The organism is Tamlana sp. s12 (genome assembly GCF_016767215.1).
GTDB classification, from domain to species: Bacteria; Bacteroidota; Bacteroidia; order Flavobacteriales; family Flavobacteriaceae; genus Pseudotamlana; species Pseudotamlana agarivorans.
Genome location: NZ_CP068547.1, coordinates 3153613 through 3178419, shown reverse-complemented (window position 1 = coordinate 3178419; position 24807 = coordinate 3153613). Strand labels below are relative to the sequence as shown.

The 24807-nt window shown below is 35.5% G+C and carries 16 protein-coding genes; 12 read left to right on the top strand and 4 right to left on the bottom strand.

Annotated elements, in window-relative coordinates; translation table 11 throughout:
* The first annotated feature begins 107 nt into the window (after positions 1–107).
* From JJL45_RS13670 to JJL45_RS13640, 7 genes are all read left to right on the top strand, one after another.
* On the top strand, positions 108–3629 hold the full coding sequence (locus JJL45_RS13670; RefSeq protein ID WP_202664173.1) for a nitrate reductase: 3522 nt from the start codon (positions 108–110) through the stop codon (positions 3627–3629).
* Entirely contained in the window at positions 3629–5059 is a 1431-nt protein-coding gene (locus JJL45_RS13665) for a rubredoxin (RefSeq protein WP_068601969.1), read from the top strand. The genes JJL45_RS13670 and JJL45_RS13665 overlap by 1 nt, the downstream gene beginning before the upstream one ends.
* 334 nt (positions 5060–5393) lie before the next feature.
* Positions 5394–6296, top strand: a complete 903-nt coding sequence (locus JJL45_RS13660; protein WP_068601971.1) for a DMT family transporter — start codon at positions 5394–5396, stop codon at positions 6294–6296.
* Between the two features lie 121 nt (positions 6297–6417).
* The gene (locus tag JJL45_RS13655; RefSeq protein WP_067145881.1) at positions 6418–8268 is read left to right on the top strand and encodes a DNA topoisomerase IV subunit B; all 1851 of its coding nucleotides are present in this window, start codon (positions 6418–6420) and stop codon (positions 8266–8268) included.
* A 174-nt stretch (positions 8269–8442) separates the two neighbouring features.
* Positions 8443–8589: a hypothetical protein gene (locus JJL45_RS13650; RefSeq protein ID WP_157614075.1), complete on the top strand. Its 147-nt coding sequence runs from the start codon at positions 8443–8445 to the stop codon at positions 8587–8589.
* 3 nt (positions 8590–8592) lie between these two features.
* Positions 8593–11199 carry a DNA gyrase/topoisomerase IV subunit A gene (locus tag JJL45_RS13645; protein WP_202664172.1) on the top strand — a complete coding sequence of 869 codons (2607 nt, stop codon included), beginning with the start codon at positions 8593–8595 and terminating at the stop codon, positions 11197–11199.
* Between the two features lie 11 nt (positions 11200–11210).
* A complete protein-coding gene (locus JJL45_RS13640) occupies positions 11211–12248 on the top strand; it encodes an endonuclease/exonuclease/phosphatase family protein (protein WP_202664171.1) in 1038 nt (345 codons plus the stop codon).
* Between the two features lie 5 nt (positions 12249–12253).
* Here JJL45_RS13640 and JJL45_RS13635 read toward each other — a convergent pair whose 3' ends face one another.
* From JJL45_RS13635 to JJL45_RS13625, 3 genes are all read right to left on the bottom strand, one after another.
* Entirely contained in the window at positions 12254–13522 is a 1269-nt protein-coding gene (locus tag JJL45_RS13635; RefSeq protein ID WP_068601977.1) for a carboxypeptidase-like regulatory domain-containing protein, read from the bottom strand.
* A 77-nt stretch (positions 13523–13599) separates the two neighbouring features.
* Positions 13600–15411 carry a cytochrome-c peroxidase gene (locus JJL45_RS13630; RefSeq protein WP_068601980.1) on the bottom strand — a complete coding sequence of 604 codons (1812 nt, stop codon included), beginning with the start codon at positions 15409–15411 and terminating at the stop codon, positions 13600–13602.
* A gap of 6 nt (positions 15412–15417) precedes the next feature.
* Positions 15418–16947, bottom strand: a complete 1530-nt coding sequence (locus tag JJL45_RS13625; RefSeq protein WP_202664170.1) for an alkaline phosphatase PhoX — start codon at positions 16945–16947, stop codon at positions 15418–15420.
* A gap of 269 nt (positions 16948–17216) precedes the next feature.
* Between JJL45_RS13625 and bshC the strand changes: the two genes are divergently transcribed.
* The 5 genes from bshC to JJL45_RS13600 all read left to right on the top strand — a co-directional run bounded on the left by bshC (position 17217) and on the right by JJL45_RS13600 (position 24472).
* A complete protein-coding gene (gene bshC / locus JJL45_RS13620; protein WP_068601982.1) occupies positions 17217–18818 on the top strand; it encodes a bacillithiol biosynthesis cysteine-adding enzyme BshC in 1602 nt (533 codons plus the stop codon).
* Between the two features lie 93 nt (positions 18819–18911).
* The gene (locus tag JJL45_RS13615) at positions 18912–20285 is read left to right on the top strand and encodes a pyridoxal phosphate-dependent decarboxylase family protein (RefSeq protein ID WP_068601984.1); all 1374 of its coding nucleotides are present in this window, start codon (positions 18912–18914) and stop codon (positions 20283–20285) included.
* A 62-nt stretch (positions 20286–20347) separates the two neighbouring features.
* A complete protein-coding gene (gene guaA, locus JJL45_RS13610; protein WP_068601986.1) occupies positions 20348–21883 on the top strand; it encodes a glutamine-hydrolyzing GMP synthase in 1536 nt (511 codons plus the stop codon).
* Positions 21884–22175: 292 nt separating this feature from the next.
* Positions 22176–24116, top strand: a complete 1941-nt coding sequence (locus JJL45_RS13605) for a LysM peptidoglycan-binding domain-containing protein (protein ID WP_068601988.1) — start codon at positions 22176–22178, stop codon at positions 24114–24116.
* Positions 24117–24244: 128 nt separating this feature from the next.
* Positions 24245–24472, top strand: coding sequence for a DUF3820 family protein (locus tag JJL45_RS13600; RefSeq protein ID WP_067145901.1), 228 nt, complete (start codon positions 24245–24247; stop codon positions 24470–24472).
* 15 nt (positions 24473–24487) lie between these two features.
* On the opposite strand, the gene JJL45_RS13595 is transcribed toward JJL45_RS13600, so the two are convergent.
* On the bottom strand, positions 24488–24727 hold the full coding sequence (locus tag JJL45_RS13595; RefSeq protein WP_067145903.1) for a hypothetical protein: 240 nt from the start codon (positions 24725–24727) through the stop codon (positions 24488–24490).
* Positions 24728–24807 lie beyond the last annotated feature (80 nt).

Genomic DNA, 24807 nt, shown 5'->3' with positions numbered 1-24807 from the left:
TTAAAATAATAAGATAAAGTGTCTTTTTTATAGGTATTCAGAATAATGAATTCAGTATTTGTTTTCTGAAATTAAAAATTATTATTTAGTATAAAATCTTTGTCTGAATGATTAAAAACGAAGTAAAAACAACGTGTTCATATTGTGGTGTAGGCTGCGGAATTATTGTTAAAAAAGACAGTAATAACAAGGTGCTTGTTGAGGGTGATAAGGATCATCCTGTTAACCGTGGCATGCTTTGTTCAAAAGGTATGAATTTGCACTACGTCGCTAACGACACCTCCGATAGAATTTTATACCCAGAAATGCGCTGGAGCCGATCGCACCCAAGAGAGCGTGTGAGTTGGGATGATGCCCTTGATCGTGCAGCAAGCGTTTTCAAATCTATTATAAAAAAACACGGTCCAGATAGTGTAGCTTTTTATGTTTCTGGACAGAGTTTAACAGAAGAATATTATATCGCTAACAAGCTTACTAAAGGCTTTTTAGGTACCAATAACATCGATACCAACTCCAGACTTTGTATGAGTTCGGCCGTAGTGGGTTATAAGAAAACTTTTGGTGAAGATAGTGTGCCTATTTCGTATGCCGATATTGAGTTGGCTGATACGTTTTTAATATCTGGTGCGAATCCTGCTTGGTGTCATCCAATACTTTTTAGACGTATTGAAAAGCGCAAAGAGGACAATCCCGATGTAAAAATTATAGTGGTTGATCCGCGTAAAACAGATTCTGCTAATTTTGCCGATCTACACTTACAATTGTTACCTGGTACAGATGTTATTTTATACAATGCTATTGCCAGATGCCTTTATAAAAGTGGTTTAATTGATGAAAAGTTTATAGCTCAGTATACCGATGGTTTTGCCGAGTATAAAGATTTAATTTTCCAAACCTCATTACGAAAAGCCTCAAGCTTATGTGGAGTTTCTGAAGATGACATTAGAAAGGCTGCCAAGTACATCGGACTTTCAAAAGGTTTTATCAGCATGTGGGCCATGGGGCTTAATCAAAGTGTGGTAGGAACCGATAAAAACGTGTCTTTATTAAACTTATCGCTTATTACAGGTCAGGTTGGAAAGCCAGGTGCAGGGCCATTTTCACTTACAGGTCAGCCAAACGCAATGGGTGGTCGTGAAGTAGGAGGGATGGCTAATTTATTGGCAGTCCATAAGGATTTAATGAATGAAGAGCATCGTCGTGAAGTGGCTCAGTTTTGGGGGGTTGATCAAATTAATCCGAAACCAGGACTTACTGCTACCGAAATGTTTGACGCTCTTGAAAGTGGAAAATTAAAAGCCATTTGGATTGCTTGTACTAATCCGTTAGTGAGTCTACCGAATTCAAATCGTATTGAACGTGCCATGAAAAACGCGAAGTTTGTTGTGGTTCAGGATATATCTCATAAATCGGATACCGTAGATTTTGCTGATTTAGTACTTCCTGCAGCAGCATGGCTTGAGAAGGAAGGTACTATGACGAATTCTGAAAGGCGTATTTCATACCTGCCTAAAGAAATTGATGCACCAGGTGAAGCTAGACCAGATGTGGAAATCTTTTGTGATTTCGCACAGCGTATGGGCTTCAGGGGTTTCAATTTTAATAATGCCAGCGAAATCTATGATGAATATGCATCGATGACCAAAGGCACGAATATCGATGTATCTTTCCTGAATTACGATCGATTAAAAAATGAAGGTACTTTTCAGTGGCCAGTTCCAGAATACAGACATCCAGGAACACCGCGTTTGTTTGAAGATAAAAAGTTTTACACGCCTTCAAAAAAGGCACAATTCAATATACCTAGCACCATTGAAAATACGTCGGTTCAGCCTAACGACGATTATCCGTTAATTCTAACCACAGGGCGTGTACGTGATCAATGGCATACCATGACGAAAACCGGAAAGGTTTCTCGTTTAAAAACACATTACCCAACACCTGTTTTAGAAATCAACCCTGTTGATGCCTTCTTGAATAAAATTAAAGATGGTGATATCACCGAAATTAAAGGTGAAAATGGTGAAGTTCGTGTGCGTGCAAAAATTACAGATACCATTAAAAAGGGTGTTGTTTTCTTACCGATGCACTGGGGTAAACAATTACAAAGTGATTTAAATCGTGCCAATAATTTAACCAATACGCATGTCGATCCGACATCTAAAGAACCAGATTTTAAATTTACCCGTGTAGCGGTTTCAAAATATAAAAAGCCTGTAGAAAAAATTATTATCGTAGGGGCTGGAGCAGCGGCATTCCGTTTTGTTCAAAATTATAGAGAATATAATGAGGTTGATGAAATTCATGTATTCTCCAAAGAGCCTAATTTGTTTTACAATAGGGTTTTGTTACCAGAATATGTTACCGAAGAGTTGACTTGGGAACAGTTGCTTAAAATTAAAGAATTAGAACTTGGTAAGCTAAATATTCATTTACATCCAGAAACGTCAATTTCTAAAATAGATAAAGAAAATAAACAGGTTACCGATAGTAACAATGAAATCCATAGTTTCGATAAGTTAATATTAGCAACCGGTAGTAGAGCTTTTATTCCTAAAGATGTTCAAATCGATTTACCTGGACGTTTTACCATGCGTAATAAAAGTGATGCCGATAGGTTTAAAGCCTATTTAGATGCTACCAATTTACCACCAGAAGAACAACATGTGGTTATCGTAGGAGGTGGATTATTAGGTTTAGAGCTGGCAGCTGCCATGAAGCATAAAAACGCTAAAATTACCATTATCCAACGTGCTTCTCGACTTATGGAACGTCAGTTAGACAAAGTTTCAAGTAAGTTATTAGCTCTAGATGTACAAGAACGTGGTATTCAAATTTACTTTGATAATGAAGTAAGTACCGTTTTCGATGATGAAGATACAGGTGAATTAAACATCACTTTAAAAAGTGGAAAATTCATTACAGCGAATGCTATTGTATATGCTATAGGAACCATTCCTAACGTGGAAATGGCAAGAGCAAACGGCATTTCTTGTAGTCGTGGGGTTAAAGTAAATCAGCATTTAGAGTCTTCTTACAAAGATATTTTTGCCATTGGAGAAATTGCCGAATACAATAACCAATTGTTTGGTATTACTTCGGCAGCCGAAGAGCAAGCGGGTATTCTAGCCAACTTTATTGCCGGTGATATTAGCTGCGCATATAACGGTTCGGTGTTAATGAATATCTTAAAATTCAACGATTTAAACCTTTGTAGCATAGGTGATATTAGTGTGCCAGAAAATGATGAAAGCTATGAAGAAATCATCTTTACAGATATTAAAAAGCGCTACTACAAGAAGTGTATTGTGAAAGACGATTTATTAGTTGGTGCGGTTTTAATGGGCGATAAAAATGAATTTGCTGAGTTTAAAACCATGATCGAGAGCAAAATCGAAATGGCTGATAAGCGTAATACCTTACTTAGAGGGGCTTCAAACGATACGCCTGTTGTAGGTAAATTAGTTTGTTCTTGTAGTCAAGTAGGTGAAGGAAACATCGAAGAGGCTATTGCAAAAGGGTGTACCGACTTTACTGAGTTGTGTAGTAAAACAGGTGCTGGATTAGGTTGTGGAAGTTGTAAAACAGAAGTGCGTGAAATACTTCATAATTCAAAAGTGTTAGCATAATGGAAGAACCATACAGAATTAAGATAAATGGAGGTGTGTTGTCTCCAGGTGAGTTAAAATATATTTGTGAAGCAGCCGAAAGTTTAGGCTTAGATGCGATTTCATTTGGTTCTCGCCAAGATATTATTTTTCCAGAGCAAATTGATGAAAGTAAATTCGATCAGTTTAGTAAAATCCAGTTTATAAAACCAAAACGCGATGGTATCCAGAATATCGCTTCATCTTATGTGTCGGCCGAAATATTACCTAGCACCTCTTGGTTAACAAGTGACCGTTATCTGTATATTTTAGAGCAGTTTAAGCATAAATTAAAACTAAGGGTTAATATTACCGACCCTAGACAGCGACTGGTGCCTTTATTTACTGGAAATGTGAATTTTATCGCTTCCGATCATGAAGATTATTGGTATTTATATGTTAGACTTCCAGGTTGGAAAAAAACATTGATGTATCCTGCGCTTATTTATAGCTGGGATATGGATAAAATTGAAATCGCCATTGAAAATATATTACAAGAGGAGCCTGAAACCATTGAAACGGTTTTCGATTTGGTAAGTGATGCTGTCGATACGAATAATAGAACAGTTGACAAGCCGTTAGAAGTGCCTTTCTATCCTTTCCCTTATTATGAAGGGATGAACCGTATTGGTACCGATCGTTATTGGTTAGGCTTGTATTGGAGAAATAATCGCTATGATTTAAAATTCCTTAAGGCGATGTGTGAGCTGTGTTCGGAAAATAAGATTGGTAAAATCTCGATCACACCATGGAAATCCTTTATCGTAAAAGGTATTCCGTTGAAAGCGAAATTACAATGGGAAAAGTTTTTAGGGAAGTTCGGAATCAATGTGCGTCATTCTATGCTGGAAATGAACTGGCACTTACCAGTGAACGATAGAGAAGCCTTAAATCTTAAAAAATACTTGGTAACTAATTTCGACCAAAATGATATTAGTACCTACGGACTCACTTTCGGAATTACAAGTTACGAAAGTGATACCTATAATTTTACCTCCATTGTTATTGAAAAAAACAAACAACCAGATATTATAGGAGATTTTAAAATTAGAGATACCTATAATTTATTATATGCTAAGAATTTCGATCCGAACACGCAACAATATATCATGCATGTTCAAGATGTGGATAAGGTGGAATTACCAGGACTGTTAATGGAATTAAGTCAGTTGTACTTCGAACAATTAGGAACCGAACGTGAAGAGGAAGAGGTGAGCGTTATTAAAAAGGAACGTAGCGAAGAGGAGGTTTATCAATGTTCGGAATGTTTAACAGTGTATAATGAGGTTTATGGCGATGTTACACAAGATATTGCGCCTAACACCCCTTTTGAAAAATTAGAGGATACTTATGAATGTTCCCTTTGTGAGGCTCCTAAAAGTAGTTTTGAAAAGAAAGTATTAGTCAAATAGAAGTGTTTTTTTAATCAAATATTATTGAAGTTAGTCTAAAAATTAAAAGAAATACTTTTGCTCGAATGCGATGTCTCGGATGCGTTTGATATGTTTTAAATATGCTTGGGTTTGTATTTGAAAAATCAACATCGACGCCAGAGATGTCGCATTATTTTTTGGAATAATTCACGGCGATTCATCATGCAGCTGTTATTTATTTAAGGATTTAACAATTTTACTGCGTTTCTTGTTTTAGGGTATATAACTTCAAGTACTCTTTATTTATTCTTGAACATCGTATTTTCAGAAATTTCCTATAATTTCAAAAACTCTAGGTAGTTATTTTCGTTGTATGGAAACAACAAAAAAACAATTTTGGTACGGAGTGCTTATTGGTATTTTAGGGGTCGTCCTATTTTCATCAAAAGCGGTTATGGTTAAATTAGCTTATGGCTATAATGTCGATACGATAAGTATTCTGTTGTTAAGAATGCTGTTTTCTTTTCCAATTTATGTAGGTATTGCTATCGCTTATAGAAATAAAAACACTGAGGCCACTTTGGTGAAGAAGGACTATTTATGGTTGTGTTTCTTCGGTGTGGTGGGCTATTATTTGGCGAGTTATTTTGATTTTGTCGGACTAAAGTATATTAAGGCCAGCTTAGAGCGTATTATTTTGTTTTTATACCCTACTATCGTTTTAATTTTAAACCGTGTGTTTTTAAAAAGGCCTATTACTAAAATTCAAGCTATGGCTATCGCTTTAACTTACTTAGGCGTTGTGATAACGTTTTGGGATGAAGTAACTTTATCAGGAACTGAAACCTTCATAGGTGCGGCTTTTGTATTGCTTAGTGCGATTACATATGCCACTTATTTAGTAGGTAGCGGCTGGTTAATTCCGAAATTTGGCGTGGTGCAGTTTACCGCTTACGCTATGATTGTGTCGTGCATTTGTGTATTTGTGCATTACAGTTTGGTTTCAGAAGTGGATTTGTTTAGTTTTTCATGGCAAGTTTATGTCTTAGGATTTGTAATAGCCATGTTTGCAACCGTAATACCTTCGTTTTTAGTCTCTGCGTCAATTAAAATGATTAGCTCTTCAAACTTTGCTATTGTGGCGGGAATAGGGCCAATTTCAACAATCATATTAGCGGCAATCTTTTTAAATGAAATTTTAACGGGTTTACAGTGGTTTGGTGCGTTGGTAGTTATTGCAGGAATATTAATAGTATCCTTAAAGAAAGGGAAGTGAGTAAATAGAGGTAATTAACAATGAAAAATGTTTTCATTGTTAATTACTTTGTTGCAATGCTATTTTATTTTTTAATTGCATGTGCTATATTAGCATCCTATCTTAACCACACCTCTTATTAATGGCAGAAAACTCTAACTACACCGAAGACAATATTCGTTCATTAGATTGGAAAGAGCATATTCGTATGCGTCCTGGAATGTATATTGGAAAATTAGGTGATGGGTCTTCGCCAGATGACGGAATTTATATTCTTCTTAAAGAGGTTCTAGACAACTCTATTGACGAGTATGTCATGGGAGCTGGAAAAACGATTGAAATTTCTATTCAAGGAACGAAAGTTACGGTTCGCGATTATGGTCGTGGTATTCCATTAGGGAAAGTTGTAGACGTAGTTTCTAAAATGAATACTGGTGGTAAGTATGATTCCAAAGCCTTCAAAAAATCGGTGGGTTTAAATGGTGTTGGTACCAAAGCGGTTAATGCCTTATCGTCATTTTTTAGAGTAGAATCTACACGTGATAGTAAAAGCGCTTCCGCGGAATTCGAACAAGGTAACCTTATAAATGAAGAGTTTTTAGAAGAAACTTCGCGTAGAAAAGGAACCAAAGTATCTTTCATTCCGGATGACATCATTTTCAAAAATTATAAGTTCAGAAGTGAATATATAGTGAAAATGCTTAAAAACTATGTGTACCTAAATCCAGGTTTAACCATAGTTTTTAATGGTGAAAAATATTATAGCGAACACGGTTTAAAGGATTTACTGAGTGAAAATATTAACGATACCGATCGTTTATATCCTATCATTCATCTAAAAGGCGATGATATTGAAATCGCGCTTACTCATAGTAAAACGCAGTACAGCGAAGAATATCATTCATTTGTAAACGGACAAAATACCACTCAAGGTGGAACACATCTAAATGCTTTTAGAGAGTCGCTCGTAAAAACCATTAGAGAGTTTTATGGTAAAAATTACGATGCTTCCGATATAAGGAAATCGGTGGTAAGTGCCATTGCCATTAAAGTAATGGAACCTGTTTTCGAAAGTCAGACCAAAACAAAATTAGGGTCTACCGATATGGGTGGCGAATTACCAACGGTAAGGACCTATATTAACGATTTCGTTAAGCGTTACTTAGATAACTATCTGCATAAAAATCCAGAGACTGCCGATAAGCTTCAACGTAAAATTTTACAAGCCGAGCGCGAGCGAAAAGAGTTATCCGGTATTCGAAAATTAGCGAAAGACCGTGCTAAAAAGGCCAGTCTTCACAATAAAAAACTAAGAGATTGTCGCGTTCATTTTGGAGACACTAAAAATCCAAGAAACTTAGAAACCACCTTGTTTATTACCGAGGGGGATTCGGCTTCTGGTAGTATCACAAAATCGCGAGATGTAAATACTCAAGCCGTTTTTAGTTTAAAAGGGAAACCATTAAATTGTTACGGTCTCACCAAAAAAATTGTTTACGAAAATGAAGAGTTTAATCTGCTTCAAGCAGCATTAAATATTGAAGAATCTTTAGAAGATTTACGTTATAATAATGTGGTGATTGCTACCGATGCCGATGTTGATGGGATGCACATCCGTTTGTTATTGATAACGTTTTTCTTGCAGTTTTTTCCAGAGGTGATTAAAGAAGGTCATTTGTATATCTTACAAACGCCTTTATTTCGTGTAAGAAATAAGAAAGAAACCATTTATTGCTATTCTGAAGAAGAACGCAAAAATGCCATAGAAAAACTTAAACCAAAACCTGAAATTACTCGATTTAAAGGTTTGGGTGAGATTTCTCCAGATGAGTTTAAACATTTTATTGGAGAAGACATTCGTTTAGATCCCATTATGTTAGATCATAACATGTCTATCGAAGATTTATTGGAGTTTTATATGGGGAAAAACACACCGTCTAGACAGGAATTTATTATTGAAAACTTGAAAGTTGAGTTGGATATAATTGAGTAAGTTTAATCGAATTTTTTATCCTTATTTTTAATAAAAAATTGGGGTAAAATCGTAATAAATTTTAGTTAAAATTATTTAAGTAATTTATCTTTAAATGTACCTTTGCGGCGACTAAAAAAGATAAATTAATTTGTAAAATTATCCCTCTTTAGGGAAGCAAAAAACTTAAATAAGATGTTATATACTAAGAAAGAAGAATTAGAAGTGGTACGTTCATACGAGCATCTATATGTGCACCCTGCAACCGAACAAATAGCAAGATTACAAGCGCGTGGTGGTAGAGTAATGCTTAATGGCAAACCAAAACCAGTTAAAAAATAATTAATGATTGAAAACGGCGACGATTTAATTAACGAACAAGACGAACCTCAAGAAACCATTACCCGTGTTACGGGAATGTATAAAGATTGGTTTTTAGATTATGCTTCTTACGTTATTTTAGAACGTGCTGTTCCTGCTATTGAAGACGGTTTTAAACCCGTTCAGCGTCGCATCATGCATTCCATGAAGGATTTGGATGATGGACGTTACAATAAAGTAGCCAATATCGTTGGTCATACCATGCAATACCATCCTCATGGTGATGCTAGTATTGCCGATGCCATGGTTCAAATCGGGCAGAAAGATTTATTAATTGATACCCAAGGAAACTGGGGGAATATTTTAACGGGCGACCATGCTGCGGCCTCCCGTTATATTGAAGCTCGAATTTCTAAATTCGGGCTCGATGTGGTTTATAACCCTAAGATTACCGAATGGCAAGCGAGTTACGATGGTCGTAGAAAAGAGCCCGTTAACTTACCGGTTATGTTTCCGTTGTTATTGGCACAAGGCGGCGAGGGAATTGCGGTTGGGCTTTCAACAAAAATATTACCACATAACTTTATTGAACTTATTGATGCTTCAATAAAACACTTACAAGGCAAACGCTTTACTATTTTACCTGATTTTCCAACAGGAGGCATTGCCGATTTTTCAAATTACAATGACGGATTAAGAGGCGGAAAGGTACGTGTACGTGCTCGAATTTCGCAACTCGATAAGAATACTTTAGTTATTACCGAATTACCTTTTGGAACAACAACATCTTCGCTAATTGATTCTATATTAAAGGCGAACGATAAAGGTAAAATCAAGGTTAAAAAGATTGAAGATAATACCGCTGCAGAAGTTGAAATTCTGGTGCATCTCCCAACGGGATTATCGCCAGATAAAACCATAGATGCCCTTTATGCTTTTACAAGTTGTGAGTCATCTATTTCGCCATTAGGTTGTGTTATTGAAGATAACAAGCCATTATTTGTTGGTGTTACAGAAATGCTTCGTCGTTCAACCGATAATACGGTGCAGCTACTAAAGCAAGACCTGGAAATAAAGTTAGGTGAGTTTGAAGAGCAATGGCATTTTGCATCTTTAGAGCGTATTTTTATTGAAAATAGAATTTACCGCGATATAGAAGAGGAAGAAACCTGGAAAGGCGTTATTTCTGCTATTGATAAGGGATTAAAACCACATATTAAACACCTAAAACGCGCGGTAACTGAAGACGATATTGTGCGTTTAACTGAAATCCGTATCAAGCGTATTTCTAAATTTGATATTGATAAAGCACAGCAAAAAATTGAAGCCCTAGAGGAACAAATTGCTGAAATTAAACATCATCTGGCACATCTTACCGATTATGCTATTGCTTATTTCACCAGACTTAAAAAGGAATACGGTGAAGGTAGAGAGCGTAAAACAGAAATTAGAACTTTCGATGATGTTGATGCGACTAAAGTTGTGATTCGAAACACAAAACTTTATGTGAATCGTGCTGAGGGCTTTATTGGTACCTCATTGCGTCGTGACGAATACGTTTGCGATTGTAGTGATATTGATGATATTATTGTGTTTACCAAACAAGGGGTAATGATGGTCACCAAAGTAGACTCCAAAACCTTTATAGGTAAAGATATCATTCATGTGGCTGTTTTTAAGAAGAAGGATAAGCGCACCATTTATAATATGATTTATCGCGATGGAAAAAGTGGACCATCCTATATAAAACGTTTCGCGGTGACTAGTGTAACCCGTGATCGAGAATACGATCTCACTAACGGTACTAAAGGGTCTACTTGTTTGTATTTCTCAGCGAATCCGAATGGGGAAGCAGAAGTCGTAACCGTATTACTCCGTCAGGCGGGTAGTATTAAGAAGCTTAAATGGGATATCGATTTTGCCGATATTCTTATTAAAGGCAGGGTGTCTAAAGGAAATTTAGTCACAAAATATCCTGTAAAGCGTGTAGAACTTAAAGAAAAAGGCGTTTCAACCTTAAAACCACGTAAAATATGGTTTGATGACACCGTTCAGCGTTTAAATGTTGATGGTCGAGGCGAATTGATTGGTGAGTTTAGAGGGGAAGATAAACTACTTATTATCACACAATCGGGGATGCTTAAAACGGTTACACCGGAAGTTACTATGCATTTTGATGATGATATGATTGTCATGGAAAAATGGCAACCTAAAAAACCAATCTCTGTGGTTTATTTTAATGGTGAAAAGGAATTGTATTACGTGAAACGTTTCTTAATTGAGCAAGAAGGTAAGGAGGAAATGTTTATTCCAGACGATCCCAAGTCACAATTGGAAATCGTTTCAACAGATTGGCGTCCTATGGCCGAAATCGTGTTTGCTAAAGAACGCGGAAAAGACCGTAAAGAAAACCTAGAGGTTAATTTGGAAGAATTTATAGCCATTAAAGGAATTAGTGCCCTAGGTAATCAATTAACTAAAGATAAGGTGAATCAAGTGAATTTAATGGAACCATTACCTTTTGAAGGGCCCGAAGAAGTTCATGCCGATGATCTAGAGGTTGTTGATGAAACTGAAGTCTCTGATTCAGAAAACTCTAAGGATGACGACACCCAAACCAAATTATTCTAAAACAAAGCCTTTTGAATATCTTTAAAAGCACCTATGTCGTGCTTCGTAGTATTATAGCTATTGTTATACCACTACTTCTCGTTTTTGGTTGTATCATTACTCGGTACTTCGAAAATGTATGGTCTCTAATTTTTTCTGTTATACTACCTGGTCTTGTTGTTTTAAACGGGCTCCTTTTTACTGTATTTATTTTTCTAAAAAGAAAGGACGCTTTTTTCGCTGGGTTCGCTTTAGTGGTATATGCTTGCTCTCATGTGCTATTTTTCAATTTTAATTTTGATAATCATAACGTTGAACATGATAATCTAACGCTTTTAACTTTTAATGTGAGAGGCGGAGGAGGTGCTGGTCACACTTCCGATAGGACCCAAATAAAACCCAGAATTGAGGCGATAACCAATTTTGTTAATACTCAGAATGCTGATATTGTAGTGTTTCAAGAGTTTTGGACCATACAGAAACACAGCTTTGATAATTACCCATATTCTTTTGTTGGAAAACGACGTGGTATTAGTAAATCCTTGCAAGTTATTCTATCTAAATTCCCTATTGTAAATACAGGATATATCGATTTTCCCAATACGTCTAATAATGCCATGTATGCCGATGTACAGTATAAGGAAGAGGTTATTAGAATTTATAATGTGCATTTACAATCTTTTGGTGTAGAAGTGGATTCAGAGTTTTTTACACAAAAAGGCTTAGAGGCGGTTTATCCCAAAATAGACGTTGGTCAGAAAATGAAAAGTGCACAAACCGAGTTATTACTAGAAAATATAGAAGGCTTTAAAGGAAAGTATATTGTAGCAGGTGATTTTAATGCGACACCTTTTTCTGAAACCTACCGTTTAATCAGTCAAGGTAGGCAGGATAGCTTTCTTGAAAAGGGGTCTGGTTTTGGTGGTACCTATCACTTGTTAAGTTACCCAATGCGCTTGGATTATGTATTACCCGATAAAAGTTTTCAAATATGGGCTCATGAAAATTTCAATTTAAAATGGTCTGATCATGAGCCTATATTGGTTAAATTAACTACTAACAATTATTAGCAGAACTATGTTCGTTTTAATTGTTTCTGAATTTTTTTAATCGCCGATTCGATCGATTTTTCAGGTTCAATAATATTGTAAGCACCCCAAAATCTAGGATCTGAAAAGCCTGAAGCTTTTTCGGTTAAAATGGTGGTAGGTCTTAAAATTTGATTTCTGTTTTTTGCCAGTTTTGATTCAGCAATTTCCCAGTCTGTTACCGCCATTTCACTATTTAAGGTATACGTACTGTTAAATAATTTGCCTTCCCAATTGACTTTAAAAGTTAATGAAATATTGCTGTAAGCATAATGCCATTTACCATCTTTGGTTCTGTAATTTACCCGATAAGCCGTTTCAATAGGGTAAACATCAGCTTTTCTTGGTTTTTTTCTAACAAACATTTCACTTGATAATACTTTGTTAGATACATTTAAACTATACACAGCATTTGTTAACGCGTAAGTTTCGGCATCAATAAATAGTTTACCGTAAAAAAGTGGTGTTGTAATATTAGCCTTTTGCTTGAAGTTAATCACATAAATTAAGCGCTCATTGATTTTTGTAGCTTTATCAAATTTAAAGTCATACATAGGCATAGTCTCTGAAGTAAAAATGTATTCTGGATACTTAATCATATCAGTATACAAATTACTAAATGGTCCGCCTTGTAATTTGAGAGCAACTGTGTCTAACCTTTTGTAATTTGTTGTTTTTCGAGCTTTAACCAATTCAATATAATCACTTTTTACATTGTCGTAAGGTTGTTTGTGGATTTGAACAACAGCTTCAGATAATGAAGCATTTTTTCTTCGTTTTTTAATCGTTTCACGATAAAAAGCCGTCATTAACGTGTTTTTATTGCTATATAAACTACTTTTTTTGCTTAAACAGTTTAAAACTACAGCTTCAGCATCTTTTGGAGTGGTTGAAATTTGCACAACATCTAAAGTGGTGTTAACGGGTTTCAGACTTATTTTTCGGTGATTTTCAAAATCGGAGATTGGTATGATGATTTTTTCATAACCCAAGTAAGAAATGGCAATATGACCATCAGCGTAAGTGGATGGTATTTTTAATGCAAAATGCCCGTCGCTGTTACTTACGGTACTTATGTTGGAGTTTTCTAATACGATATCAGCAAAAATTAAATCATTATGAGTTTCTGCGTCAATCACTTTGCCTTCAATTTCTGTAAATTGTTCTTTAGTGTCGTCTTGTGCGTTTAAGGTGTTTGCTCCAAATAAAAATAAAGCAAACACCATTAAAGTACTTAAATAGGATAGTTTTTTCATGATGTCGTTTTTTGTGGTGTAACATGTTGTTAAGATACGAAAAAAATGTGTAAAATCCTACTATTCAGATTGTTGAGTTATAAGTTTGAGTTTGTTTCGGTATAATCAGTAAGGCTTTTCATAAACAATACAATAGCATGTTGTTCATCTTCAGTTAGCTCTAATTGGTCAAATGGGAGTGTTTGATGTTCTAGATTAAAGCCTAAACCAACGCCTCCTCCTTCATTATAAAAACTAACAACCTCTTCTAATGTGTTATACACACCGTTGTGCATATAGGGTGCTGTAAGTTCGATGTTTCTTACTGTTGGAGTTTTAAAAGCGCCAATGCGTTCCTTAGTTTTAAAAATGTCGTATCGCCCTAAATCGTCATCAAGTGTTTTGTTTTCACTGGTTTCCGGAACGCCTATAATTTCCAATTCGGTGTCAGTGAAATTTGGAGGAACCGTACCGTTAAACATAGGAGGAAAATGACAAGTAGCACAAGCCGCTTTACCCATAAATAAATTAAAGCCGCGTTTTTCTTCTGCGGTTAATGTGTTTTCTAGGTTGTTTATGTTATTATCAAATTTTGAATTGAAGGTATTCAAGGTTCTAATGTAAGATGCTATAGCGTGTCTTATATTGAAATCTTCTCGTTTGTTGTGGTAGAGCGTGTCTAAATCATGTTTATAGTGTTTATCACTTTTTACCCTTGTTATGATCGAGTCCATAGACATATTAAACTCATCGTGATTATTTACCACACCAACAATTTGACCTTCTAAACTCCCCACACGAGCGTCGGTAAAGTACAATTGCTGATTGGAAGCATAGGTAAGGGTAGGGGTATTTCTTTTTTGGCGCTTGTCAAAAGTGATACGTCCGTCAGTAAAAGCCTTTTCTTTAATATGGCAGGTGGCACAGGCCATGTTTCGATCTTTGGAAAGGTTTTTATCATTAAAAAGTTGTTTTCCGAAGGCCACTTTGTTTGCCAAATTGGTGGTATCACTTTTATAATCTGTAAAGAAATCCATATTAAGAGTTTCTTCTGTAAACAATGATGTGAGTTCGTTGGATAAAGCCAGGTTAAAAGGAAAGCTTACTTGCCAATCGTTTTGTGCGTCTACTAAAAGTTTTAACTGCGGATGAATATGATTTTTAATGAAGGCGTAACGATCAAAAGTATCGAAGTCGGCATTTAGAGTGGTTTTAGCCTTTTCTATAGCATCTAAAAGTGATTTATATAAAGTTTCTGAAGTGAATTTATCTTCTGAAAGTTTTATAATGGCTTCTAAAGTTTCATACGTGAATTGACTTTCTTTTAAAGATTGTCCCAGAACAGGTGAATCAAATCCTGTAATTCCTGTAGTTGCAATGCGCACGATTTGGTTTCGTAATAACCAAATAACATGATAATCCTTTAAATTTATATGGGTGTTTTGTTCTATCAGTTTTAGTCGACTACTGGTAATATTAACGATTTCGGTAATTTTATTTGTATCTACTGGGGTTTCATGAAGCAGTTCCTCAATTACTTGAAATCCAAAAGGGTTTCTAATTTTTATATCGGTAGGGCTGTCTTCATGAACTTGTAAAATGTTTGGCGCATTTATCGATTTGTAATTGTTTTGATCGACATACGCTAAAATAGGTTCGGCCAATTTAAAATACTGTCTAGCTTTTTTGTAGCTATCAATTTTATCATTCGTGTTTTCAACAGTATTAATAGCATCTAGGTTTACAATGCTTTGCTTTATGTTGTTTAAGTAAATCTGTTCAATGCCATTTTTTGTAGCCTTTGGGGTTTCACTACTGGTTTCACTTTTGCACGCTAGTCCTGATAAAAGCAAAAGACATATACCAAAAGTATATGCCTTTGCTCTTACTTTAAGTAAGAATATATTCATGTTTTTTTATCGCTCTAATCCTGTAATGGTGAATAATGTAGAACCTTCTTTTGTGGCACTATCAGATGAGTTAGCTTTAGGGTCGGTAAAAGACGAACCATCAGCTGGTTCCCATCCATGGTTTTGGTTAATGATAATAAAGGTGTTTTCACCGTTATCTACAATATCAGTAACATCAATCATCCCAGTAATTTCCCAATAGTTAGAAGTTGTTCCATAACCAGCAGCTGCAGCAGCATCTTGATCACACTCTAAAACGGTTTTTAAGTCGCCAGAATTTAAGTTGTACTGATACATTTTAGCATAACCTGAAATATTCGAGTTTAAATAGGCGTATCCATTTGGGTCCTCTTGAATGTATGCATAATTTTCGGTAACAAGGATGTTGTCTGGAGAGTGGAAACCATCAGCTTTTCCACCAACGATATCACCATCTAAAACACAAGTGATTTTCGCAGCTCCAGTTGGATCCTTTTCATTTAAAACGACCTTGTAAATACGTCCTAATAAAGACCCCTTACCAACTAAATCAGCTTTATCTCTTCCTGTTACACAAAAATAAATTTCTCTTTGGTTAGCTGCAGAACCACGTCTCCAATCGATATCTTCTAATCTTGAGAAGCCCATAACGCCTTTAGCCTTCGCTTCAGCATCTAATAAATCGATTTGTGTTTCGTTTAATTCAACAAATTCAGCATCGTATTCAACACCTTCAGCCATATCCATTTCAAAATCAATACCAGCCGTTGTTACTTTTAATCCGTAAAGTTGTCCATCGTCAAAATTTCCACGACTTCCAACGTACATACCTAATTGTCCAGAAGGTACCGAGTTATCAGAGTGGTCATCACCAATAAAAGCAACCGTATCATCTGGGTAAGCATCTTTACCAATAACTACAGCATTTTCGGTAGACCATTGGCCTAGTTTAGGAAGCATAATTGCAGTATCAGCATTATCTGCAGTTTTATATGGATTGGTTGCAAAAACACCTTTAGAAGAACCTCCCCATTCACCTCCAGATAAATATAAAGGACCAAAACCATGTTCTTCTGGAGTAATCATAGATCCAGAACATTGCGCGGTATAAGCTGTAGCAAACGCATTTAAAATGTATTCACCGTGCATTGGTTTTAAATCTTTGTTTAATTTAATTCTAGCAATAGAATAATCACCTTCAATGTTGTTAAGTAAAGTAAATGTCCCATCATCTTCAGCTAATAATCCAGCACCGTCAGCTAATGAACCGTAAACGAACTCTGGAGAACTTTCTAGAACATCTTCAGACGATAAAATAGGTGTTACAACAATAGAAGAAAATGCAGGGTCTACCTTATAAAAGTTAGGTGTTCTTGACGATTCAAGAGGAATTAAGTCTTCAACAGAATAATCGGCGCCATCCTCACCGTCTTGTCCATCTTGACCGTTAGTACCGTCAATACCATCTTTTCCGTCTTCGCCATCACAAGCGACTAACACAGTACTCGTGGTTGTAAGTACTAATAAAAGCAGTAAAAGTTTAAATAAGTTTTTCATAATTAAAAATTGATAATTTGTTTGGTTTATGTTATTACCAAATGTATTATGAGTGCACGGGAAACTTGTTATGTGATTGATGTTGAATGTTTATCATAGAGTTAGTTGAAAGTTAATAAGGTTAAGTAAGGATTAATACAGTGCTTAGACAAAGCTTTAAAAGTTACCTCAGGATTAATTAGTGGTTAAGCCAAATTGAAGCATCTTAACTTAATTTTTAGATTTGTTAAAATAGAATAACAGTATATTTACGTGATTTTTTACTGAACATGCAGCATAAAACCCTTCCTTTTAATAAAACCGGCTATTTTTCATCATTAATTTGTGACTATTTAGCTGAAAGTGAGACATTACAGCCGTTTTATAACAGGTTTCCGAACTTGGATAATTTTAAACTTCAGATTGAAGAAAAAAGTAAATCCTTTAGTTTGGAGTCTCGAAACACGTTAGTTGCTGTTCTAAAAGAGCAATATAAAAACCTGGAAACGTCTAAACTGGTATTAAGTCAGATTGAATTGTTGCAGTCCGAAAACACTTTTACTGTTACTACGGGGCACCAATTAAACTTATTTACCGGGCCCTTATATTTCTTATATAAAATCGTCTCGGCCATAAACCTCGCTAAAACCTTAAAGAAGGAACATCCAGAAAGCAATTTTGTTCCTATATATTGGATGGCTACAGAAGATCATGATTTCGATGAAATCAACTATTTTAATTTTAAAGGAAAAAAAGTTCAGTGGAATCGCGAATCAACGGGGCCTGTAGGCGAATTATCTACAGAAGGCTTGCAAGCCGTTTTTGATGTATTTTCAGAAGAATTAGGTTCTACTACACATGCCGAAACCATTAAGGAACTTTTTAAGAAGGCGTATTTAGATCATGATAATTTAGCTGATGCGACTCGTTTTTTAGCCAATGCTTTATTTCAAGAGTATGGCTTGGTTATTTTAGATGCCAATAATAAGTGTTTGAAAAGGGACTTTATTCCTTTTATGAAGCAGGAGCTTTTAAATCAAGTGTCGTTTCAAGCGGTTTCTAAAACCAACGATGCTCTTACAGAAGCTTTTCAAGATTATAAAATACAGGTTAATCCTAGAGAAATAAATTTATTTTACATTGAAGATCGGTTACGAGAGCGTATCGTTTTTGAAGATGAGGTTTATAAAGTTTTAAACACAAACCTTCAATGGAACGAAGATGAATTGTTACAGGAATTAAATAAAAATCCCCAACGCTTTTCGCCAAACGTTATCATGCGTCCTTTATACCAAGAAGTCATTTTACCCAACCTATGCTATATTGGTGGAGGCGGAGAATTGGCCTATTGGTTTCAGTTGAAAGGCTTTTTTAATGCCGTTGATGTACCTTTTCCCATGCTGTTGTTGCGAAATTCTGTTTTAATTCAAACTGAAAATCAGCTTAAAAAATTAAAAAATTTAGATATTTCTACACAAGATTTATTTTTGAAACAAAGTACCTTCATCAATAAAAAAGTACGTGAAATCTCTAATATAGATATTGATTTCTCTGCACAGAAAAAACACCTAAAAGAGCAATTTTTGGCTTTATACGATCTGGCCGAACAAACCGATAAATCTTTTTTAGGCGCAGTAAAAGCGCAAGAAGTGAAGCAATTAAAAGGCTTAGATCATCTAGAAAAACGTTTGTTGCAAGCCCAGAAACGAAAATTATCCGATGAGGTTTTGCGTATGACCGACCTTCAAAATGCTTTATTCCCAAATAAGAGTCTGCAAGAACGAAACACCAATTTTTCTCAATTTTATTTGGAGTATGGAGAAAAGCTTGTGCCTAGTCTTATTGAAAACCTGAACCCTTTAGGTGGTGCCTTTTCGATATTGACTTTATAGTTTTCTGAAAAGCTTTTCGATTAAATGCTGTTAAAATTTCACAGTTTCTAATGATAAGCTTAATTTTGGATTTTTATATAAAATATAACTTAAATGCATAAGATTGACTTTGATTTGGTAGAGATGACTATGGATACCATGAAATATGTTATCGATAGGGTGTCCTCTACAACCACAAAAATTGGAAAACCTAAAAAAGCTGAAGAGTTAAAGGCCTTAGTTGGCGAAACCGTTACCGATAAAGGAATTGGTGGCGAATATGCTTTTAAGTTATGGCGTAAACACCTTGCTGGGGCTAATGTACCTGTAGATCATCCAAGAAATTTAGCTTTTGTACCAGCATCGCCAACCAGAGCAGCCATTATGTTCGATTTAGTTACAGCAGCTTCAAGTATTCATGGTGCGTATTGGATGGAAGGTGCCGGAGGTATTTTTTGTGAAAACGAAGCCATGCGCTGGATGGTGTCTTTAACAGGTTTACCTGAAGGGGCTTTTGGTGTGTTTACAAGTGGTGGAACAGCCGCAAACCTTTCGGCGATTGTAACTGCTCGCGAATATTGGCGAAATAGTGATGCTGAACATAAATCTCAAAAAGGACTTATTATTACTTCTATCGGTGCACACTCGTCGGTGAAAGCCATGGCAAAAGTTGCAGATATCGATGTGGTTCTTGTTGATACCGAAGATTGCTTAGAAAAAGAAGCGCTACAAGATGCTATAAATGCCTTATCGCCTATAGAAAAACAACGCTTGTTTGCTGTTGTAGGGACAGGAGGGACTACAAATGCTGGAATTATAGATGATTTGGAGGGTATCGCTCAAGTTTGTGAAAAAGAGAATTTATGGTTTCATGTGGATGCCGCTTACGGCGGAGGGGCTTTAATGGCCGATTCTGTGAAACACTTATTTAAAGGTATCGATAAAGCTGATAGTATTACTATCGATCCGCATAAGTGGATGTTTTCTCCATACGATTGTGGTGCGGTAATTTATAAAAACCCGGAGTTAGCAAAGGCTGCGCATTCTCAGGAAGGTTCCTATTTAGATATTTTTAAAGATGAAGGCGCTCATGGGTTTAATCCAACCGATTATCAAATACAATTAACACGTCGAGTGAGAGGCTTGCCTTTATGGTTTTCATTAGCCATGCACGGCACCGATAAATATAAAGAAGCTGTAGAACGCGGTATAGAATTAGCTCAAATAGCAGGGCGTTTAATTGAAGAAATGCCACATGTTGAATTAGTAAGAGACCCTAGTTTGTCCTGTGTTTTATACAGAAGAATAGGATGGGAACCGGAGGATTATACGCATTGGACTTACGAAAATCATAAGTCAGGCTTTGCTTTAGTTACGCCTACAAAATGGAAAACAGGTAGTACTTTTGAAACGGTTTCACGTTTTTGCTTTATTAATCCAGATACTACCGAGGAAGATATTCGCATGATTTTAGAAACCATGGCTTAAAAAAAACCTCAAAAAAACGGTTAGGTAATTCGTCAATAAAAAATCAATTCATATTTTTGCGCATGCAACATGATAAGGTACTAATTTTAGACTTCGGATCGCAATACACTCAACTTATTGCTCGTCGAGTTAGAGAACTCAACATCTACTCCGAAATACATCCATTTAACAAAATTCCAACCAACGTAGAAGAATTCAAAGCAGTGATTCTTTCTGGTAGCCCAAACTCAGTTAGAGGCGAAGACGCTTTACACCCTGAATTATCAGGAATTAGAGGGGTTAAGCCAATGCTAGCCGTGTGTTACGGTGCGCAATATTTAGCACACTTTTCAGGAGGCGAAGTGGCACCTTCAAATACGAGAGAATATGGTCGTGCGAATTTGTCATTTATCAAAACAGAAGAAGCATTTTTTGAAAATATCAGTCAAGGTAGCCAAGTATGGATGAGCCATTCTGATACCATTAAAAAATTACCAGAAAATGGTGTGTTACTAGCAAGTACCACCGATGTTGAAAATGCGGCTTATAAAATTGAAGGAGAAACAACCTTTGCTATTCAGTTCCATCCTGAAGTTTACCACTCTACAGATGGTAAACAACTCTTAGAAAACTTTTTAGTAGGTATTGCAGGACTTAATCAAGATTGGACACCAGATTCTTTTGTTGAAGAAACCGTTGAGGCTATAAAAGCTAAAGTAGGCGGCGACAAAGTGGTTTTAGGGCTTTCAGGAGGTGTAGATTCTACCGTGGCTGCAGTACTTTTAAACAAAGCTATTGGAGCAAACTTATACTGTATTTTTGTAAATAACGGCTTGCTTCGTAAAAACGAATTCGAGAGCGTTTTAAAGCAATACGAAGGTATGGGACTTAACGTAAAAGGCGTTGATGCTTCAGATAGATTCTTAGCCGCTTTAGCAGGAATTGAAGATCCAGAATTAAAACGTAAAGCCATCGGAAATGCTTTTATAGAAGTATTCGACGATGAAGCTCATAAATTAGAAGACGTAAAATGGTTAGCTCAAGGAACCATTTATCCAGATGTTATTGAAAGTGTTTCAGCAACCGGAGGGCCTTCAGCAACAATTAAAAGTCATCATAATGTTGGGGGATTACCTGATTTTATGAAACTTAAAATCGTAGAACCTTTAAGAGCTATTTTTAAAGATGAGGTAAGACGTGTTGGAGCCACTTTAGGTATCGATCCAGAATTACTTGGTCGTCACCCTTTTCCTGGTCCAGGATTAGGAATCCGTATTTTAGGTGATATTACTGCCGAAAAGGTACGTATCCTTCAAGAAGTTGATGCTATTTTTATAAACGGACTTAAAACTTGGGGGCTATACGATAAAGTATGGCAAGCTGGTGCCATGTTACTACCTGTAAATAGTGTTGGTGTTATGGGTGATGAGCGTACCTATGAAAAATGTGTGGCACTACGTGCTGTTGAAAGTACCGATGGTATGACAGCCGATTGGGTAAATTTACCATACGAGTTCCTTCAAAAAACATCAAACGATATTATAAATAAAGTAAAAGGTGTAAACAGAGTAGTTTACGATATTAGTTCAAAACCACCTGCAACTATAGAGTGGGAATAAAGATGATGACTGAAAACCTTTAAATTTTGTGATTTAGGATTAATTACATAATTTTGGTTTCAGCATACTATATGAAAAAATAGAGAGGCTGTACAAAAAGTAAAATTTTCGTCAACCTGAACGTGATTCAGGTTCTCATAACGACTGGTTATCAGTATGATGAGATCCTGAAATAAATTCAGAATGACGTGTTTAATACTTTTTAGACCGCCTCTTTTTTATTTACAATTAATGTAATACGGCGTAGTTATTTACGTTTTACTATCTTTATATTAGCAGATAATAACAAACTATGAATAGAATATTATTAGTACTGGTTTTTGTATTGACTTTTACAAGTGTTAAGGCTCAAAATTTTAGCACACATAACGTTAAAGCAGGAGAAACCGTTGAAAGTTTAGCCAAACGTTATTTTGTAACACCTTCAGATATTTACAAGTTAAATCCAGATGCTAAAAGAGGGTTAAAACCGAATACGATATTAATAATTCCTATATCGAAAGCCGAAAAACCTAAAACCACAACTACAGTTTCAAGAGAGTTTCAAGGATTAAAACCACATCGAGTTAAGCGAAAAGAGACATTATATAGCTTAGCTAAAACGTACAATGTTGAGGAAGCCGATATCAAAAAATATAACACCTTTTTATACTCCAGCCCATTACGTAAAGGAGATAAGATTCAAATTCCTGTCTACAAAACAGTAAAGGTTGTTGAAGAAGTGAAGCCCACTAAAAAATACATTGTATTACCTAAAGAAGGGAAGTGGCGTGTAGCTTATAAATTTGGTATTACTTTAAAAGAATTGGAAGCGCTAAATCCAGGTATGGGTGATGTTTTAAATGAAGGACAAGTTTTATTGGTGCCTAATATTGAAGAGACTGAAGAAAAAGTTATCGATGAACAAAAGTACAGCTACTATAAAGTTTTACCTAAAGAAGGCTTTTACAGGCTTAAAATAAAATTAGATTTAGAGCAATCGGAATTAGAAGCGCTCAATCCAGGTTTAGCTGAAACTGGACTGAAATCTGGTATGATTCTTAAAATTCCGTTTTCTGAAGCAGTTGCTCCTATTGTAGGAGGTTCAGTAGCTGAAAAAGTAAATCTTGTTGATAGTATTTCGAATCGTAAAACACAGCACATTGCAGTGATGTTGCCTTTCCGATTAAATCGTGTAGATTTTGATTCTGTCTCACATGCAAAAAACAGCATCAAGAGTGATCCGTACCTAAATGCTTCTTTAGAATTTTATTCAGGGGTATTAGTTGCTGTGGATTCCTTGAAAAAACTTGGAATTTCATTGAAACTTGATGTTTATGATACTAAAAATAGTGTAAGCGAAGTAAGTAAAATTGTGGAAGACCATAATTTTAAAGATGTCGATGCTGTTATTGGGCCGTTAACCTCAATGTGTTTCGATAAAGTAGCGTCTGCTTTAAATGCCGACCATATCCCAGTGGTATCACCTATAGGATTAAATTTAAACTTACGTGATAATGTTTTTCAATCTCGTCCTTCAGATGAATTGTTAAAACAAAAAATCGTCAATTTTGTAAAAGCAGATACACTTAATTATAACGTATTAATTGTTTCCGATTCTAAAACTTCAGCGATAGCTAGAGATCTTAAAAATGATTTTCCAGTAGCTCATCATGTCGAATCGAGAAAAGGCAAAAATGGTAAAGATGAGTTTTTTGCTACTCGAGAAGATATTAGTAAAGGCCTCAAGTCAGGAAAAAACTATGTGTTTTTAGAAACTAAGGACGATGGGTTTGCTTCCAATGTTACGAGTATTTTGGCTTCTTTAATTCGTAAAGAAAATACGGAAACTCAGCAACAAGCCGTTGAAATTATTTTAGTGACTACGAACATAAATACAGCATTTGAAAGCGATCAAATTAATAACAACCATTTGTCTAAACTGCGTTTTCACTTTGCTACGGGCTCATTGGAGTATAACGAAAGTCAGGATAATTCTTTTGTAAAAACGTATAATCGTATTTACAACACTATTCCTAATAAACGTGCTGTTAAAGGTTTCGATCTAGCTATGGATGTTGCTCTGCGATTGGCTTCTTCTAAAGATCTATACATGTCCACAATTAATGCACCACTTACGGAATACGTTGAGAATAAATTTGCCTATAAAAAACAACACCTAGGTGGTTATTATAATGATTCAGCGTATTTAGTAATGCACGATAATTTAACCATAGTTAAAGTTCAAGATTAACGCTTTATGGATTGTATAATAAGTGAGGCTGTTTGAAAAGTAAGTTTTATTGACTATTCAAACAGCTTTCTTTTTAAGAATCTTTATTAAGAAATAGAGTTAAAATTAACCGATTAGTTAAAATAGGCATGTTACCAGATCAACAGTTTTTAATAGATTTAGCGCATACCAAAATGCCTTTTGGTAAGTATAAAGATCGGTATTTAATTGATTTACCCGAGTATTATGTAGTTTGGTATCATAGCAAAGGCTTTCCTAAAGGGAAGTTAGGTCTTATGTTAGAACAAGTATACGAACTCAAATTAAATGGTTTAGAGAATATTATTCGTAATATAAAAAGGCAATTCCCCAAATAGCTTAAAGCTGATATGTTACTCTGCGGTATAAACTTGACCACGATGTGGTTTTAATGCATCACGAATAGGTTTCATTTCATTTTCATTAACAACCAAAAATGCAATGCTATGCATATCACTTAAGTTAGAAACTCCTGTAATACTAATATCAAGGTTTTCAATTTTAATGTATTCTTTTAAATGAATATTATGGTGAATTGCGGTTTGTTCTGCATTTGGCCCGTGAAAGTCCCAAATAAGTTTGAGTTTGCGCATGTGAATATTTTAAAAATTCAGAAGGTAAAAATACATAAAAGGGATGAAATATATGCCTCTTTTAATCGTTCATAAAACAA